This is a genomic window from Clostridium sp. 001, from assembly GCF_019056555.1.
Taxonomy (GTDB): domain Bacteria; phylum Bacillota; class Clostridia; order Clostridiales; family Clostridiaceae; genus Clostridium_B; species Clostridium_B ragsdalei.
Map to the genome: position 1 here is coordinate 4,023,038 of NZ_CP020473.1, position 15,663 is coordinate 4,038,700.

Annotated in this window: 8 protein-coding genes and 1 other annotated feature; of the genes, 6 read left to right on the plus strand and 2 right to left on the minus strand. The window is 30.6% G+C overall.

What is annotated here, in order from left to right; all coding sequences use genetic code 11:
• The first annotated feature begins 14 nt into the window (after positions 1-14).
• Both B5S50_RS18835 and B5S50_RS18840 read left to right on the plus strand, forming a co-directional pair.
• Positions 15-779: a DUF6063 family protein gene (locus B5S50_RS18835; RefSeq protein ID WP_217302548.1), complete on the plus strand. Its 765-nt coding sequence runs from the start codon at positions 15-17 to the stop codon at positions 777-779.
• The gene (locus tag B5S50_RS18840; protein WP_217302549.1) at positions 763-5,256 is read left to right on the plus strand and encodes a hypothetical protein; all 4,494 of its coding nucleotides are present in this window, start codon (positions 763-765) and stop codon (positions 5,254-5,256) included. Before B5S50_RS18835 ends, B5S50_RS18840 begins: the two co-directional genes overlap by 17 nt.
• 91 nt (positions 5,257-5,347) lie before the next feature.
• On the opposite strand, the gene B5S50_RS18845 is transcribed toward B5S50_RS18840, so the two are convergent.
• Together B5S50_RS18845 and B5S50_RS18850 are read right to left on the minus strand one after the other, a co-directional pair.
• Positions 5,348-6,376, minus strand: a complete 1,029-nt coding sequence (locus B5S50_RS18845; RefSeq protein ID WP_065078314.1) for a 3-deoxy-7-phosphoheptulonate synthase — start codon at positions 6,374-6,376, stop codon at positions 5,348-5,350.
• A 137-nt stretch (positions 6,377-6,513) separates the two neighbouring features.
• Positions 6,514-7,113: a tyrosine-type recombinase/integrase gene (locus B5S50_RS18850; protein ID WP_065078313.1), complete on the minus strand. Its 600-nt coding sequence runs from the start codon at positions 7,111-7,113 to the stop codon at positions 6,514-6,516.
• A gap of 183 nt (positions 7,114-7,296) precedes the next feature.
• Between B5S50_RS18850 and B5S50_RS18855 the strand changes: the two genes are divergently transcribed.
• The 4 genes from B5S50_RS18855 (at position 7,297) to B5S50_RS18870 (ending at position 15,663) form a co-directional block, all read left to right on the plus strand.
• Positions 7,297-8,970 (plus strand): GGDEF and EAL domain-containing protein, encoded by a 1,674-nt coding sequence (locus B5S50_RS18855; protein WP_217302550.1) that lies wholly within the window; start codon positions 7,297-7,299, stop codon positions 8,968-8,970.
• An 11-nt stretch (positions 8,971-8,981) separates the two neighbouring features.
• Positions 8,982-10,706 carry a methyl-accepting chemotaxis protein gene (locus B5S50_RS18860; protein WP_217302551.1) on the plus strand — a complete coding sequence of 575 codons (1,725 nt, stop codon included), beginning with the start codon at positions 8,982-8,984 and terminating at the stop codon, positions 10,704-10,706.
• A 60-nt stretch (positions 10,707-10,766) separates the two neighbouring features.
• Positions 10,767-11,041, plus strand: a binding site (T-box leader).
• A gap of 164 nt (positions 11,042-11,205) precedes the next feature.
• Positions 11,206-12,522 (plus strand): MFS transporter, encoded by a 1,317-nt coding sequence (locus B5S50_RS18865; RefSeq protein WP_065078310.1) that lies wholly within the window; start codon positions 11,206-11,208, stop codon positions 12,520-12,522.
• Between the two features lie 660 nt (positions 12,523-13,182).
• The gene (locus tag B5S50_RS18870) at positions 13,183-15,663 is read left to right on the plus strand and encodes a transporter substrate-binding domain-containing protein (protein WP_065078309.1); all 2,481 of its coding nucleotides are present in this window, start codon (positions 13,183-13,185) and stop codon (positions 15,661-15,663) included.

Sequence of the window (15,663 nt, forward strand, 5' to 3'; positions counted from 1 at the left end):
TTTGGAGGATTTATATGGCATATACTACAGAAAATATACAAAAGGCTTCAGCATTATTTTTTATGCTTTTGAAAGAAAATATCATATCTATAAAGGAGCCTCTCGCAGAAGAATATTCAAATGATAATGAAATGAGGCAAATAGTAAAAACTATGGCAGCGGAAGCAGACCTTATAATAATAGAAACTATGGAAAATCTTCACTTAGTTTCTTCAGCAAATGGATCTATTTTTGCAAATTCCTACACTCAAATGAAGGAAAAGTATAAAGGATTAAAAAATAAGAAATACTTCTATCTAGCTAATTTAATAATATGTGTATTTTTATCAGAAGTAGATAAAGAAATTAATATAAGAATTAGATGGGAAGAAGAAGGAATATCCTATGCTAAATTGGAGGATTTAGTAAATGGTGTTATAAACTCATGGATGTCTAGAGACAAGAAAGAGGAAGGCTTTAGTGAAGAATTTGGTATAGCACTTAAGGAAATTTATGAAGTATGGACTAAAGATTTTTCACCAATGAAAAATAGCAAAACTAAGGGGACTATTGATGTAGTAAATACTTCAGATAACAGATTTGGTTTTATTTACAAATCTTTAAAGCCTTTAGCAGATCAAAAGCTTATTTATAATAATACTAAAGAACTTAAGATTACCCCTAAAATGGAATTGTATGAAAGATTGGATAAAGTATATCACAACCAGGATAGATATAGAGAATTTATGGAACTTATAGAAGCTGCAAAGGAGGAAAATAGTAATGCCCAGAATAAGTAAAATTAGAATAGTAGGAAATAAGTATGATAATTTTAAAAAGTGCCATGAAAATACTATTTTTGATTTAACCAAGCAAGGAGAACCGAATCATACCTTGTTTACTTTTAATAATGGAAGTGGTAAAGGGGTAATAATGCAGCTTATATCACAGATAATGCTTCCAAACACAAGATGGGGTAAAAATGATGGAAATAAAATTTTAGGTATGTTTTTAAATAGAAATAACCAATTTAGTCCTTATACCTTTCATGTAGTGTTGGAATGGAAACTGGATACAATACCGGATAGATGGTTGATAACAGGTATATGTATTACTGCAGTAAAAAAAGTGGCCAATAAGGAAGAGGAAAAAGAAGAGGAAAGAATAGGAGTAAAATATTTTTTATATACCCATGAACATTTTTTAAATAGCCCATATACAGTAGAGAATATACCACTTTACTCAAGTAATGAAAAAGAGGTATTAAGCTATGAAGATTTAGAGAAATTTCTTTCAAGTAATAAAAGAGATTTTAGAAAATTTTTAGAATCGGATTCAAGAAGTACGAATTCTGAATATTATCAGTATCTAGCAGGACAGGGTATATATCGTTCAGAATGGTCTATTTTAAAGCGTATAAACAAAGTGGAAGGCGGAGTTGGAGATTACTTTTCAAAAGCTAAAGATAATAAAGGAATTTTTGATGAATACATAATCCCAGCTATTTCTGAAAATCTTAACAATCAATTTGAAGAAAATAAAAATGTACTTAAGGACATGTTTAAAAGTAATATTTCTATAACCAAAAACCTTCCTGTGCTTATAAATAGAGAAGCTGATTACAAAAATATTTCTTCCATGTTAAATCCTTTAATAGCAGATGCAGATCTTGGAATAACTTATGGAAATAGGAGAAACAACTGTATTATAGAAGGAAATAACTTGTACTGCAGCTTAAATAGTATTCAAATCAACATACTAAATGAAATAAAAACCTGGGAAAAAGAAAAGCACAACACAGAAAACAAAGCTTTAGAACTTCAATTTGAAAAAGACAATTTAGAGTATGTAAAGAATATTAGGACAAAAAATGATTATGAAGAAGAAAAGCAGGAAGAACAGAGAAAACTTGATTATATAAATGGTGAAATGGAAGATTTAAAGGAAGAAAGAAAAAGATATGAAATAAATAAACTTATTATTCCAATGGAAAAGAGCTTAAACAAAAAGAAAAATTTGATTGAAGAAATAGCGGGTCTTATGAATGCTGTGGATTTAAAAGATATAAAGCAGGAAATGGATAAGCTGGAAGAACAAATTAAAGATAGATGGAAGCTTACAGAAGAAAATTGGAGTAATACAGCTAAACAGCACAAAGCTTATGAAGCTTTTTTAAAGGATAAAGAATTAAAGTTAAAAATTGATATAAAGAATTTGAATGAGAAGGAACAAAATATACAAGTTAACTTAAAGGACATTGAAAATAGAAAAGAAAAATTTGACAGAAGGGAAAAAGAGTTAGGAATTGAATTCAATCCTTTTAGAATAGTTTATCCAGAATTATTGCTAGAAGATATTGAGAAAGAAAATGCAAAAGAAAATGCAAAATTAGTTAGTTTGAATAGAAAGTGCAAAAAACTGGAAGATGAAATAAGTTCCCTTAAGCTTAAAAAAGTTAAATTTGAAATGGAACTTAAACAGTATGAAAAGGATAAAAAAATACTTGGAGAAAAGTATGATAAGCAAAAGTTAGAAGAGGAGCATCTTTATGAAAGAATTTTAGAACTTTGTAAGATAGACCCTTTAGCAGAGACATATTCAGAAACTTGGCTCCAAAATATTATTTTTAAAATAACAGAGCTTAAGGAAGAAAAAAATTTTCAGCTGAAGGAACTTTATAAAAATTTATGGGAAAACAGCATTGATTTAAGCTTAAATACTGAAGAATATTGGATAGCAAATAATGATATCAGCAGCATAAAAGCTAAAATAGAAGCTTTGGGAATAAAGGTTATTTATGGTACACAATTTTTAAGAGCTCTTTCTGAGAAGCAGAGAAAAAGTCAGTTAATAAATTTTCCTATGCTGCCTTTTGGTTTAGTTATATCAAATAGTAAGGAATGGGAAACTATAGATAATAATTTGGAAAAGGACATTATGTTAAGGGCTGCAGTTCCAATTTACATTCGTACAGAAATGCAGGAGGTTAAAGCTGTTAACTATGAATTAGTGCAGCATAAGGCTTTAAAATTTGTAGAAAGCAGTGAAGCTTATGAACTGTGGAAGGAAAGCTTAAGTAGAAACGAAACTGGAACTAAAGAAACCATTAATATAGTGGAAGGTTCTATTAGAAAAATAGATAAAATTATAAATGATAGTAATAATATGCTTAAGGATCAGAGTTCTTTTTCTTTAGAACAAAGTCTTAAAGAAATGGAGCTTAATATTAGTAAAGCTTTGGGTGAAATAAGTGCTGTCGAAGTAAGCATAAATAATGCACTGGAAAGTCTTAATATAAATAAAACAAATAAGGAAAGTATTGAAGAAAATATTGGGAACATATCAGTTCAAATTCAAAAGCTGAAGGAATTTATAGATTTAAAAATAGAAATAGATAAGAAGTTAAAGGAAGAAAAAGAGGAAAAGGAAAAGTTAGATGGTATAGTGGTACAGCTTGAAGAAAAGGAGCTGGAAAGAGAAAATTCAGATAGAAATATAAAAGATGAAATTTTGAATTATGAATCCTGGAAAATTAAGTTGGAGGAAAAATTAAAGGATATAAATGGAGTAATAGAAGAAGCCAGATTTAAAGAGACAGATTCAGGTGATACCTGGCAGCATGCTGCAGCCCCAGATTATGAAAGTTATAAGGAAGATGCCATATTTTCAGTTATTTCTAAAAGAAAAATAGTAAGTGCAAAATTTGAAGATAAAAATTATAAGATTACTTTGTTAAAAGATACCGTTAGAGAAGTTGGTGAGAGCATAGCACAACAGATAAAGGAACTTGAAAAAATAGATTTAAATTGGAAAAGATATAAGGTGGAAAGTATATCCTTAGAAACTGCCCAAATTGAATTTGACAATGTTGACAGAAAGTTGAAATTGAAAGATGGTCTGGCAGTTGAAAAATATGCCAGAGTAAAGACAATGGAAGGACTTATAAAACAGATAAGTAAAGAGATTAAGAAACAATCAGAGAAGATACTTGAAAATCACAAAAGGGCTGTACAAATATGGGATGGAGTGGATTTGAAGGAAAAGGAATTTAGGTTAAAGGCTGATATATTGGATAATGATAATTATTTAGGCCATACACAAGATATTCTAAAGAAATTAGAATTAAGGAATATAAACATAAATAATTGTATTTCAGAAATTAAATACCTGGAAGACATTGACTTATCCAAGGGTAAGACTTCGGAATATGATATGGATAAAATAAAAGACAATGAAAAAAATGAAGTTACAAAATGGATACAGGAGTATAAGTCTGTAAGGGGAAGCATAAAAAATCATACTATAAATGCAGAGAAGAATTTTGAGAACTTTATGGAAGCTTTAGAAAATAACATAAAAGACGAGATCTTAAAGCATAAGATTAAAGAGCTTATAGGTGAAAAGACTAATGTAGGTAATTTTATAAATAATAGAGATTCCTTTAAAAGTATGAAGGAACATGCTGAAAGAGAAATGAACCAAATAAAAAATGATAAGCTTGAGGCAGAAGCAGCAAGGGAGCAGTGGGTTTCAAGGGCTTCAAGGCAAGCCATTAAGATATCAGAGTGTTTAAAAGAAATGGTTAATAAAATGGTATATGTTAATGAAAATAACTATGCTTTTAAGCTTGTAAGACTTAAAGGAGAAGAATTCCTTCCAAAGGAAGAAGAGGATATTAAAGTATTATTAAATGAGTACTTTATTCAGTGTATTGAAAAATTGGAAGAGAAAAAGGTGGATTTTGATAACCTGGATAATAAAACATTAGAAAAACTTATGAGTGACAAAAGTATATTTTCAAAATCACTTAGAGGAAAATATCCTAAACTAGAAGTATATAAAATGACAGAAAAAAATGAATTTTTATATGCAAAACCAATGAATTATCATTATGCTACCTGGGAAGCTGTAAATTCAGGAGAAGGAGATGCTCCAGAGGGCAGTGGGGGACAGACGTTATCCATAAATACTTTTGTAATCATGATGCTTATGAATTATAAGAAGAAGACCTTAGGAAATGAAAATCCCTGGACTGTATTGATGCTGGATAATCCTTTTGGGAAGGCTTCTGGAGCTCATGTATTGGACCCCATATTTACTATTGCAAACAAGCTTAATTTTCAAATTATAGCCTTTGCAGCACCAGAGATAATTAAGACAGAAATCAGTGAAAGATTTCCTGTGTTCTGGGCTTTGAACATTAACAATGAGGAAGAAAAGGGAAAATTAGGCAGTGTAGTTGGCAAGGTAGTACATGGTGGTAGAGTCAGGGGTTAAAAGTAATATAGACATGAAACTTAAGGTGTGAGGTACTTTTAGTTTCAGCTTAGGTTTCACGTCTGTCCAAATAAATTCATCTATTGTAAATTTACACGTTTTCAGCAATATAGTAAATTAAATTTTCTGTATCCTCCCAGCCTAGACATGGATCTGTTATGGATTTTCCATAAATATTATCATTTACGTCTTGTCTACCTCCTACAAGATAGCTTTCAATCATAAATCCCTTAATTAATTTTTTAAGTGTAGAATTATATTTCCTACTCATTAATACTTCTCTTGCAATTCTTGGCTGCTCCTTATAAAGCTTCATTGAATTTGCATGATTTGTATCTACAATAATAGCAGGATTTAATAACCCTTGTTTTTCATATTCGCTGGCAAGGTAAGTCAAGTTTTCATAATGATAATTTGGAATGTTTCTTCCATAAGAATCTACTGCTCCTCTTAAAACAGCATGTGCAAGAGGGTTTCCACTTGTTTTAATCTCCCAACCATCATAAATAAAAGAATGTCCAAGCTGTGCCGCTTTAATAGAATTTAACATTACATGGATATCTCCACTGGTAGGATTTTTCATTCCTACAGGCATATCAATACCGCTTACAGTAAATCTATGCTGTTGATCTTCTACTGAACGAGCTCCAACTGCATGATAACTTAACATATCTGAAAGATATTTATAATTTTCAGGATACAGCATTTCATCAGCAGCAGGCATATGATATTCACTTAACGCTTTTATATGCATCCTTCTAATTGCTCTTATTCCTTCAACTAAATCTGGCTTTTTATGTAGATCTGGTTGATGAGCCATTCCTTTATATCCTTCACCAGTGGTTCTTGGCTTATTTGTATATATTCTAGGTATAATGATAATACAATCCTTTACTTTTTCTTGAACTTTTGCAAGCTTTCCAATGTATTCGCAAACAGAATCTTCGTTATCTGCAGAACAGGGTCCTATTATAAGAAGAAATTTGTCATCTTCATTTTGAAAAATTTTTTTTATTTCAATATCTCTATTTTTTTTAATTTCCTTAATATGATTTGGCAGAGGCATTTCTTGTATAATTTCCTGTGCTGTAGGTATTTTTTTTATAAATTCCATACTCATATTTTTAAATCCTTTCTTTAGATATTTATATGATTTAAGTTTCAATTTATGTAATTATATCATCTAGTTTTTTTATGTCAATATAAACTTAAAGCTAAAATGCTATATTTGCACTTTAGCTTTAAATTTAGATATTTCTAGACCATTTCACTTTTTTCTTCAAGCTTGGAATACATTTTTTCTTGCTGCTTGGTCGTAAATTGAAAGTAAATTTCTGTATTAGTAACAGATCTATGTCCAAGCCACCATTGCAGCTCTTTTATATCCATATCAGATTCTGCTAAATGAACTGCTGTAGTATGCTTTAAAGAATGAAAATGATATTTACTTTTATCAGGAATATTAGAGTAAGAACAATATTTTTTCATAAGATAATCAAGAGTTTGCCTGGAAATAGGTCTATTTTTTTGACTTTTAAATATAACTTCAGAATTAGATGACAAATTGCTTTCATGTATATATTTATCTAATGCATCTTTTGTCTTATTATCAAGTCTTATGGTATTATTGCAGCTGCCTTTTAGTCTTTTACAGTAAAGTTCACCTTTTGAAGAGTTGTAATCTTCTAATTTAATTAAAGCAATTTCCGATGCTCTTAACCCACACCTATAAGCAACTCTAAAAATTGCTAAGTTTCTAACTGCATGTATATTATCTAAATTAATGATAGCGTTGAAAAGGCTCTTTGTTTCCTCCTGAGTAAGATATTTTATTTTTCTGTCACCATTTCTTTCCATTTAGTTTCCTCTTTTCAAAATAATTGTACAATATATTTATTTCGTCTAAATAAATAATAATGTAGATAAAAAAATAAGTCAAAATATTAATCACATGGTGAGGAATGAGCATTTAAATAAACAAATACCAGTAGTGTTAAATAGTTTAGAAGAAAAATTATTTGCATAGATAAGGATTGTAAAATGTGTAGAAACGATAAATATAATTTGGAAAATGACAACGTGTATACATATGCACTTAATATGGGGAATCTTGGAGTCTGCAAATGGAATATAGATACAGGCGAAATGGTTGTTTCTGAAAAAATAACAGGATATGAATTTAACTCTATCAAAAGTATGAATGAATTTATTAATATTATAACTTATGAAAAAGACAAAATGATGGCAATACAAGATTTAGATGATTACATTAATGGATCTCTAGAATTTTATCGAAGTACATTTAGAATAAAGACTAAATGTGGAGAAATTAAATGGGTTTTACTTAAGGGGAAAATATTTAAAGATGAAACAGAAAGTTCTGGTGTACTAGGTGTATTAATATTTAATATCACAAATATGAAGTTTTATGATAGATGGGATAGTCTTACTAAGTTACCTAATAGGGAATTTTTTTTGATAAAACTCAATAATTCAATAAAAATGGCTGAAATTCATAATAAAAAAGGTGCACTTATATATATTGATATCGATAATTTGAAAATTATAAATCATAATTTTGGGCACCACCTTGGTGATTGGATTTTAAAATCATTTGCAAAATCAATTACTGTATTACTTGGTAAGCAAGGTGAATTATTCAGGTTAGAAGGGGACGAATTTGCAATACTAATTTATGAGTTTAATGATATAAAAAAAATAGAGAAAATGTGTAATAAAATTCATAAATGTTTAAAAAAGTCTTTTCGAATAATGGGTAAAGAAATTTATATTAGTACAAGTTTAGGGGTAACTGTTTTTCCAGATGATAGCTCTGATCCAGATGAGCTATTAAAGTTTTGCAATTTTGCAGTATATAAATCTAAGGGTAAGGGAAAAAATGAGTGTACTTTTTTTGATAAACAAAAGGCACAACCCTATTTTAGAAAAATTTTAATTGATAGTGAGCTGAAGAATTCAATTATTAATAACGAATTAGATATTTTTTATCAGCCTCAAATTAATGCTTTAAATAATAAAATTATCGGCTTTGAGGCACTTTTAAGGTGGAATAATAATAAACTTGGCAATGTACCTCCTGCTGAATTCATTCCTGTAGCTGAAGATAATGGATACATTGTACAAATTGGAAACTGGGTTTTAAATAAAGCCTTAGATACTGCTTGTGCATGGAAAGAAAAAGGTTATAAATTTAGGACGATATCTGTAAATGTATCTCCAATTCAATTAGAAAAAAGTGATTTTAAGATGAATATATTAAACATATGTGCAAAGCACAATGTAGAACCTTCTTTACTTGAAATAGAAATAACGGAGAGAACTTTAATTGAAATTGGAGAAGACAGAATTGAATTATTAAATGAGCTTATGGAAAGCGGCGTAAGCATTGCAATAGACGATTTTGGAACAGGATATTCTTCTTTGAGCTATTTAATTAATTTAGCAGTTAATACGTTAAAAATAGATAAGTCATTTATTTCTAATATCCATAATGATAAAAACAAAGCTGTAATTGGCAGCATAGTTAAATTATCAAAGTATTTAAAATATAAAGTAATCACTGAAGGTGTGGAGACAAGAGAACAGTTAGATGAAATTATTGGTTTGGGATGTAATTTGATTCAAGGTTACTATTTTAGTAAACCGCTTAAAGAAAATAAAATGGAAGATTTATTAAAAAATCAAAGTAAATAGGGGGAATCAAGGTGAATTTTTTTGAAAATATTAAAGTAAGAACAAAATTGATGTTATCTTTTATTATAATGGCTTTATTAATTGCTGTAGTTGGTGCTATAGGTATAATGTCACTAAGGACAGTGAATGTAAATTCTGAAGAGATGTACAGCAATAGATTACAGAGTGTTTATATGCTTACAGATATGGAACAAAATTTAACGGAAATAAAAAGCGATATGCTGCAATTAGTTTATGTGAAAGATGCTTCAAAAAAAAGTGATTTAGAAAAAGATATCCAACTAAATAAAGATGAAGATGAGAAATATATAGAAAATTATGAAAAGCTTCCTAAGAATGACACAGAAAAACAAATGTGGTCTACATTTAAAAGTTACGTTAATAAGTACATAACTTTAAGGAAAAATACTATTAAGCTTATTGATGCAGGAAATTTTGATAAGGCAGTTAAACAATACGGGCAGATAGCAACTACAAGAGATGCCATGTTTTCAAGTCTTGATAAGCTAATTAGTGTAAACACTGACAATGCAAAAATCAAAAATTCTAATAACCATGCTGTATTTTTAAGCAGCAATAAGATTATGACTATACTAATAATAGTTGGACTAGTATTTGCTATAGGCTTATCTTTATTGCTAAATTCATGTATAGCAGGTCCTTTGAAATTAGCTGTAGAAAATATAAAAGTTATAGCCAAAGGAGATTTTACTACAGTTGTACCACTTGGACGTAAAGATGAAATAGGAGAACTTGCCGACGTAGTATATATGATGCAGAAAGATTTAACTGAGCTAGTTAAAGGAATAATGTCAAATTCACAGGAGATTAGTGCATCTAGTGAAGAACTTTCTGCTACAGTAGAAGAGTTATCAGCAAAAGCAGAGGAGATAGATGGTGCAGTAAAGAATATAACATCTGGAATTGAAGAAAATAGTGCGTCATCAGAAGAAATAACAGCATCTATTGAAGAAGTGAATTCGAGTATTAATGAACTGTCTGGTAAAGCTGCAGAAGGAAGCAATAATGCAAACCAGTCTAAAGAAAGAGCTGTTAAAGTTAAGAAAAAAGGTAAGGATGCAATAAAAGAAGTACGAAACTTATATGAAGAGAAGAAAAATCATATGCTGCAGGCAATTGAAGAGGGAAAAATAGTAGATGATATAAGGATTATGGCAGACACTATTGCAGATATATCAGGGCAGACAAACTTACTTGCCCTAAATGCCGCTATAGAGGCTGCTAGGGCTGGAGAACAAGGCAAAGGATTTGCAGTAGTTGCAGAAGAGGTAAGAGAACTTGCAGAACAATCTTCACAAGCAGTAACAGGTATTCAAGATACTATTGTAAAGGTTCAGGATGCATTTAAAAATATATCTAAAAATGGTAATGATGTATTAAAATTTATAAATGAAGATGTAGATCCACAATTTCAGGATTTTGGAAACATGGGGAGTCAATATTACAGTGATTCTGATTTTGTTAGCAGAATGTCTGAGGAAATTGCATCTATGTCTGAAGAGCTTACAGCCACAGTGAGTCAAGTAAGTAATGCAGTGCAGAATATGGCAGAAAATTCACAGAACTCTAGTGAACATTCAGAAGCAATAAAGGCAAGTATTGATGAAACAACAAAAGCAATAGTAGAGGTATCGAAAACTGCACAAAGTCAAGCAGAACTTGCTCAAAAACTTAATGAGATGGTTCAAAAATTTAAGATATCAAGTGATTCTTAGAGTCAGATAAATATTCCAAAAAACATTTGACAATCTCAAAAAAAAATAATACACTTAATACCATAAACTGTGATGGAGAAAGAAATATTTAATGTATTAACTTAAGAGAGCCAGCGTTTGGTGCAAGTTGGTGTTAATGAAAATATGCAAATCACTCCGGAGTTTCCAAGTAGAAAGGCTTTTGCCAAGTAAATGAGGACGTATACCAACGATATATGGTTAGGGTTCATGATTAAATAAAGTTTTTTATTTAAAGTTGACCTAAATTGAGAGGCAATTGGTATATCTAATTGCAAATAAGGTGGTACCACGGAAATATATCTTTCGTCCTTATGAACATATTTAAAAATGTGTTTATAAGGATGAAAGATTTTTTTATTCATTAAAATATGTGTAATAGGAGAGGAGGATAAATTAATATTAGAATATTAGAAAAATTGGGGCAAATTACAATATAGAAATATGATTATACAGGAGTAAAAGAAGGGGGCTTTATCTTATGAATATTAAAGGTAGTGTTACTAAAAGAAAATATTTAAATGTTATTTTACCATTGTTTATCGCATCTATGCTGGCGTATATTGACAGACTCAATATATCCTATGCTGCTTTGACGATGAATAAAGATCTGGGATTTACTGCTCAGGTTTTTGGAATGGGAGCAGGAATTCTATTTTTTGGGTACGTAGTGTTTGAGGTACCTGGAACTGTATTTGCAGAGAAGCGAAGTCCAAGTAAATGGGTTGTTAGAATCATGCTTACTTGGGGTATAGTTACTGCTCTTATGGGTTTTGTACATACGGAACTTCAATTTTATATTGTTCGTTTTTTAGTAGGAGCTGCAGAAGCAAGTTTTTATCCAGTTTGTTACTCAGCTATTGTTCCTCGTTGGTTTAATGCAAAGGAGAGGCCTAAGGCACTTTCAATACTTTTAACTTCAATGTTGGTTTCAAGTATTATTGGTTCTCCTTTAGCGGGCATAATATTAGGTATTGCAGCTTTTGGATTTAAAGGTTGGCAGATGTTATTTATTTTAGAAGGAACTATGGCCTTTATTTATGGAATCATTCTTATTTTTTGGCTCAAGGATTCACCTGAAGATGTCAATTGGTTAACTTCAGAAGAAAAAAAGACAATAAGAACAGAATATGAAAGAGAAATTGCTGTAAAAAATTCAATAAAGAAATATACATTATGGGAAGCCTTAAAAGATAAGACCGTTCTCAAATTATGTTTTATATATTTTATGTGGGTTACAGGATTTTGGGGATTTGGATTTTGGCTGCCAACAGTACTCAAATCAGTATCAGGATTGAGTAATTCTAGTGTCAGCTGGCTAATTATAATACCAATGACAGCAGCACTTATTGGTTTCATAATTAATGGTAATTCTACCTCAAAGACAGGAGAAAGAAGATGGCATGTAGCTATTCCACTTTTTATTGGTGCTGTAGGTATGGCATTAGGAGCTTTGGTTTCTAATCCTGTATTAAGCTTTATATTCACTTGTGTTACTGCAATTGGTGTATATGTAGGAATGGGAGTATGGTGGGCAGTACCTACGTCATTTTTATCTGGTCCTGCAGCAGCTGGTGCTACTGGCCTAATTAACTCTATAGGAAATTTAGGAGGCTTTACTGGACCTTATTTTGTTGGCTTTGTAAAAACTAGTACAGGCTCTTATACAGTGGCATATATGTGCTTGGCTGTATCGCTGGTAATTGCAGGTGTTACTATGCTTACACTTAAGAAAAAGGTTCCAGCTGATATGCTAGAGCAGGACAATGATAACCAAAATAAAATTGAAATAGGATAAGTTATATAAAAAGCACTATCATTTATAATGAACTGTGCTCTGTCAAGTAGACAGGGCACAGTTCAAATTATATGGCAGTGCTTTTTCAATTTTGAATATGAAAACATATTGACAGCATATGATTACAAATGACTAGATCCTAAAGGTATTGAGTAATTCTACAATAAATAATAAAAAACAAGGCCAAGGCAGTTTTAAATGGAGCAATGGAGATAGTTATACTGGAAAATCTAATGATTTTTATCATAGCTAGGGAACATCCATAGGTTTGTGTAAAATAGAATAGATGGGATAAAATAAAAATTACTATAGGATTAAGTTCCTGTAGTGATTTTTTACTTTATATAGTAGAAAATGTTAGTGTAGAAGTTTAATAAATCTGATATACTTATAAAAAATGTACTATTTTGATATCAATGAATCTTACTTAGTGGAAGTTTGTTTCTCTCACTAAGTTTAGATGAATTATCTAGGGGCGTAGCTACTGTTATGCACAGCATAAGAACTCTAAATCGCTGAAGCTCAAGAGTTCTAATATCTCCCACTTTGATAGAAGTGGGAGTGTTACAGTAGGTAGCCATCAGATAAAAAATAAATGTAAAAACATACATACTTTTCAATGCAACAGTAAAATGTAAATGACTGTAAAGGAAAGGGGGCATGATTGGAATAAAACTTAAAGTATTTATTATAGTAGTTATTGCAATATTAACTTGCTTATTGGGTAATAATTATGGAAAAGCAGTGTTTGCTGATAATAGGGAAAGTGTGGATCCTAATAAAGAAACTATTTACAAGGTGCTAAGTAATGATGAAAAAAAAGCAGACAGAACAATAATAATAGGTGATGATAAAGATTATCCACCATATAGCTTCATAGATGAAAATGGTAATCCAACTGGCTTTGATGTAGAACTTGCTAAGGCTGCAGCAGAGGCTATGGGATTTAAGGTAAAGATTAAATTAGGTGTCTGGAGTGAAGCTATGGATGAACTTGAAAGCGGTAAAATAGATGTCATAGCAGGTATGTTCCATTCTAAAGATAGGGAAAAAGAGTATTCTTTTACAACAAAGACTACAATAACTGGTGCTGATGTATTTACGAAAAATGGCAAAAGTATAAGAAATATAAGTGAGCTAAGAGGAAAGACAGTAGTAGTTCAAGCTAAAGAGATATCAGAAGAATATCTAAAAAAGCAAAATCTTAATATTAACTTTATTGAAGTTCATTCATCTGAGGAGGCACTTAAACTTGTCTCTATGAACAAATATGACTATGCAGTAGTTTCAGCTGTAATAGGCCACTATTTTATGAAAAAAGATAAGATTTCAAACATAAAGGGTAATGGGTTAGTTATTAACCCTGATGATTACTGCATTGCTGTAAAAAAGGGAAATGATAATTTACTATTTGCTCTTAATGGTGGTTTGCAAGTACTTAAGGCTACAGGAAAATATGATGAAATATATAATAAGTGGTTGGGGGTTTATGAAGAAAAAACCTTCTATCAGACAGTAATAGAGTATAGAGGCTTAATAATGGTATCAGTGGCAAGTATGCTTCTATTAATATTATGGAATAGAACTCTTAAAAAAAGGGTTGCTGTACGTACAAAGGAACTATTAGAAGCAAATGAGGCTTTAAAAAAGAGTAAACAGGAGTTGCTGGTATCAAATGAAGAAATAGAGGCTTCTTATAATGAATTAGTTGCAATAGAAGAAGAACTTCGAAGTCAATATTATAGGCTAATGAAAAGTGAAGAAAATTTAAAGAAAAGTGAAGAACGAAATAGAGCAATAGTAACCGCTATTCCAGATATTATCTTTATTGTAGATGAAAATGCTGTTTTCAAAGACTGTCAAATAAAAGATACTTCTGTGCTAATAATGCCTAAAAATGAGTTCATAGGAAAAACTCTTTGGGATGTACTTCCACCTAAAATAGCTGAAGCTGGTTTTGAGAAAATTAAGGCTGCTCTTAAAAATAATTCTTTGGAAAGTTTTCAATACGAAGTTGATATGCCAGTAGGTAAGAAATATTATGAACTTCGGATAGTCAAATGTAGAGAAAATGAAGTTATTGCAATAAGCAGAGATATTACAGATGAAAGAAAAAATCAAAAGAAAATTGAATTCCTAAGCTACAACGATCAACTTACAAGACTATACAATAGGAGGTTTTTTGAAGAAGAGCTTGAAAGATTAAATAACAAAGAAAACCTTCCTCTTACTATCGTTATGGCCGATGTTAATGGATTAAAGCTAATAAATGATTCATTTGGACATGCTGCTGGTGACGAATTGTTGAAAAAGGTTTCATCGGTAATGCTTAATGCCTGTGGTGATAAAGGTATAATATCACGTGTAGGAGGAGATGAGTTTGTAATACTGCTTCCAAAGACAAATGAACTTGAAGCAGGCAAAATACTTAGGCGTATTTCTGAATTAGCTTCAAAGGAGAAGGTAGAGTCAATAAATCTTTCAATTTCTTTTGGATTTGCAGCAAAGTACCATGAAGAGGAGGATGTATTTGAAGTACTGAAAAAAGCAGAGGATTTTATGTACAAAAAGAAACTTTTTGAGAGCCCAAGTATGAGAGGAAAAACAATTAGTGCTATTATAAATACATTGCATGAAAAAAATAAAAGAGAGGAACAACATTCTCATAGGGTATCTGAATATTGTAATCTTTTAGGAAAGGCTATGAATTTACCAGATGGTGAAATACAAGAACTAAAAACTGTAGGGTTGTTACATGATATAGGAAAAGTTGCCATAGATGAGAACATTTTAAATAAACCAGGTAAGCTTATCGATGAAGAGTGGGAAGAAATTAAACGCCATCCGGAAATAGGCTATCGTATTTTAAGTTCTGTTAATGATATGGCGGAGATGTCAGAGTATGTTCTAGCACATCATGAAAGATGGGACGGAAAGGGCTATCCTAAAGGACTTAAAGGAGATCAAATTCCATTAAAATCAAGAATAATTGCAATAGCCGATGCTTTTGATGCTATGATAAGTGAAAGGGCTTATAGAAGTGCTTTATCAAAAGAGATAGCTGTAGAAGAGCTTGTTAAGAATGCAGGTATTCAATTTGATCCAAAACTTGTAAAGATATTTATTGAAAAGGTAGTATAA

Bases quoted from the DNA above. Each gene is read 5' to 3' on its own strand.
- B5S50_RS18845 (WP_065078314.1), bottom strand. From the start codon at position 6,376: ATGAGTATGGAATTTATAAAAAAAATACCTACAGCACAGGAAATTATA.
- B5S50_RS18855 (WP_217302550.1), top strand. From the start codon at position 7,297: ATGTGTAGAAACGATAAATATAATTTGGAAAATGACAACGTGTATACA.
- B5S50_RS18870 (WP_065078309.1), top strand. From the start codon at position 13,183: ATGATTGGAATAAAACTTAAAGTATTTATTATAGTAGTTATTGCAATA.
- B5S50_RS18850 (WP_065078313.1), bottom strand. From the start codon at position 7,113: ATGGAAAGAAATGGTGACAGAAAAATAAAATATCTTACTCAGGAGGAA.
- B5S50_RS18865 (WP_065078310.1), top strand. From the start codon at position 11,206: ATGAATATTAAAGGTAGTGTTACTAAAAGAAAATATTTAAATGTTATT.
- B5S50_RS18835 (WP_217302548.1), top strand. From the start codon at position 15: ATGGCATATACTACAGAAAATATACAAAAGGCTTCAGCATTATTTTTT.
- B5S50_RS18840 (WP_217302549.1), top strand. From the start codon at position 763: ATGCCCAGAATAAGTAAAATTAGAATAGTAGGAAATAAGTATGATAAT.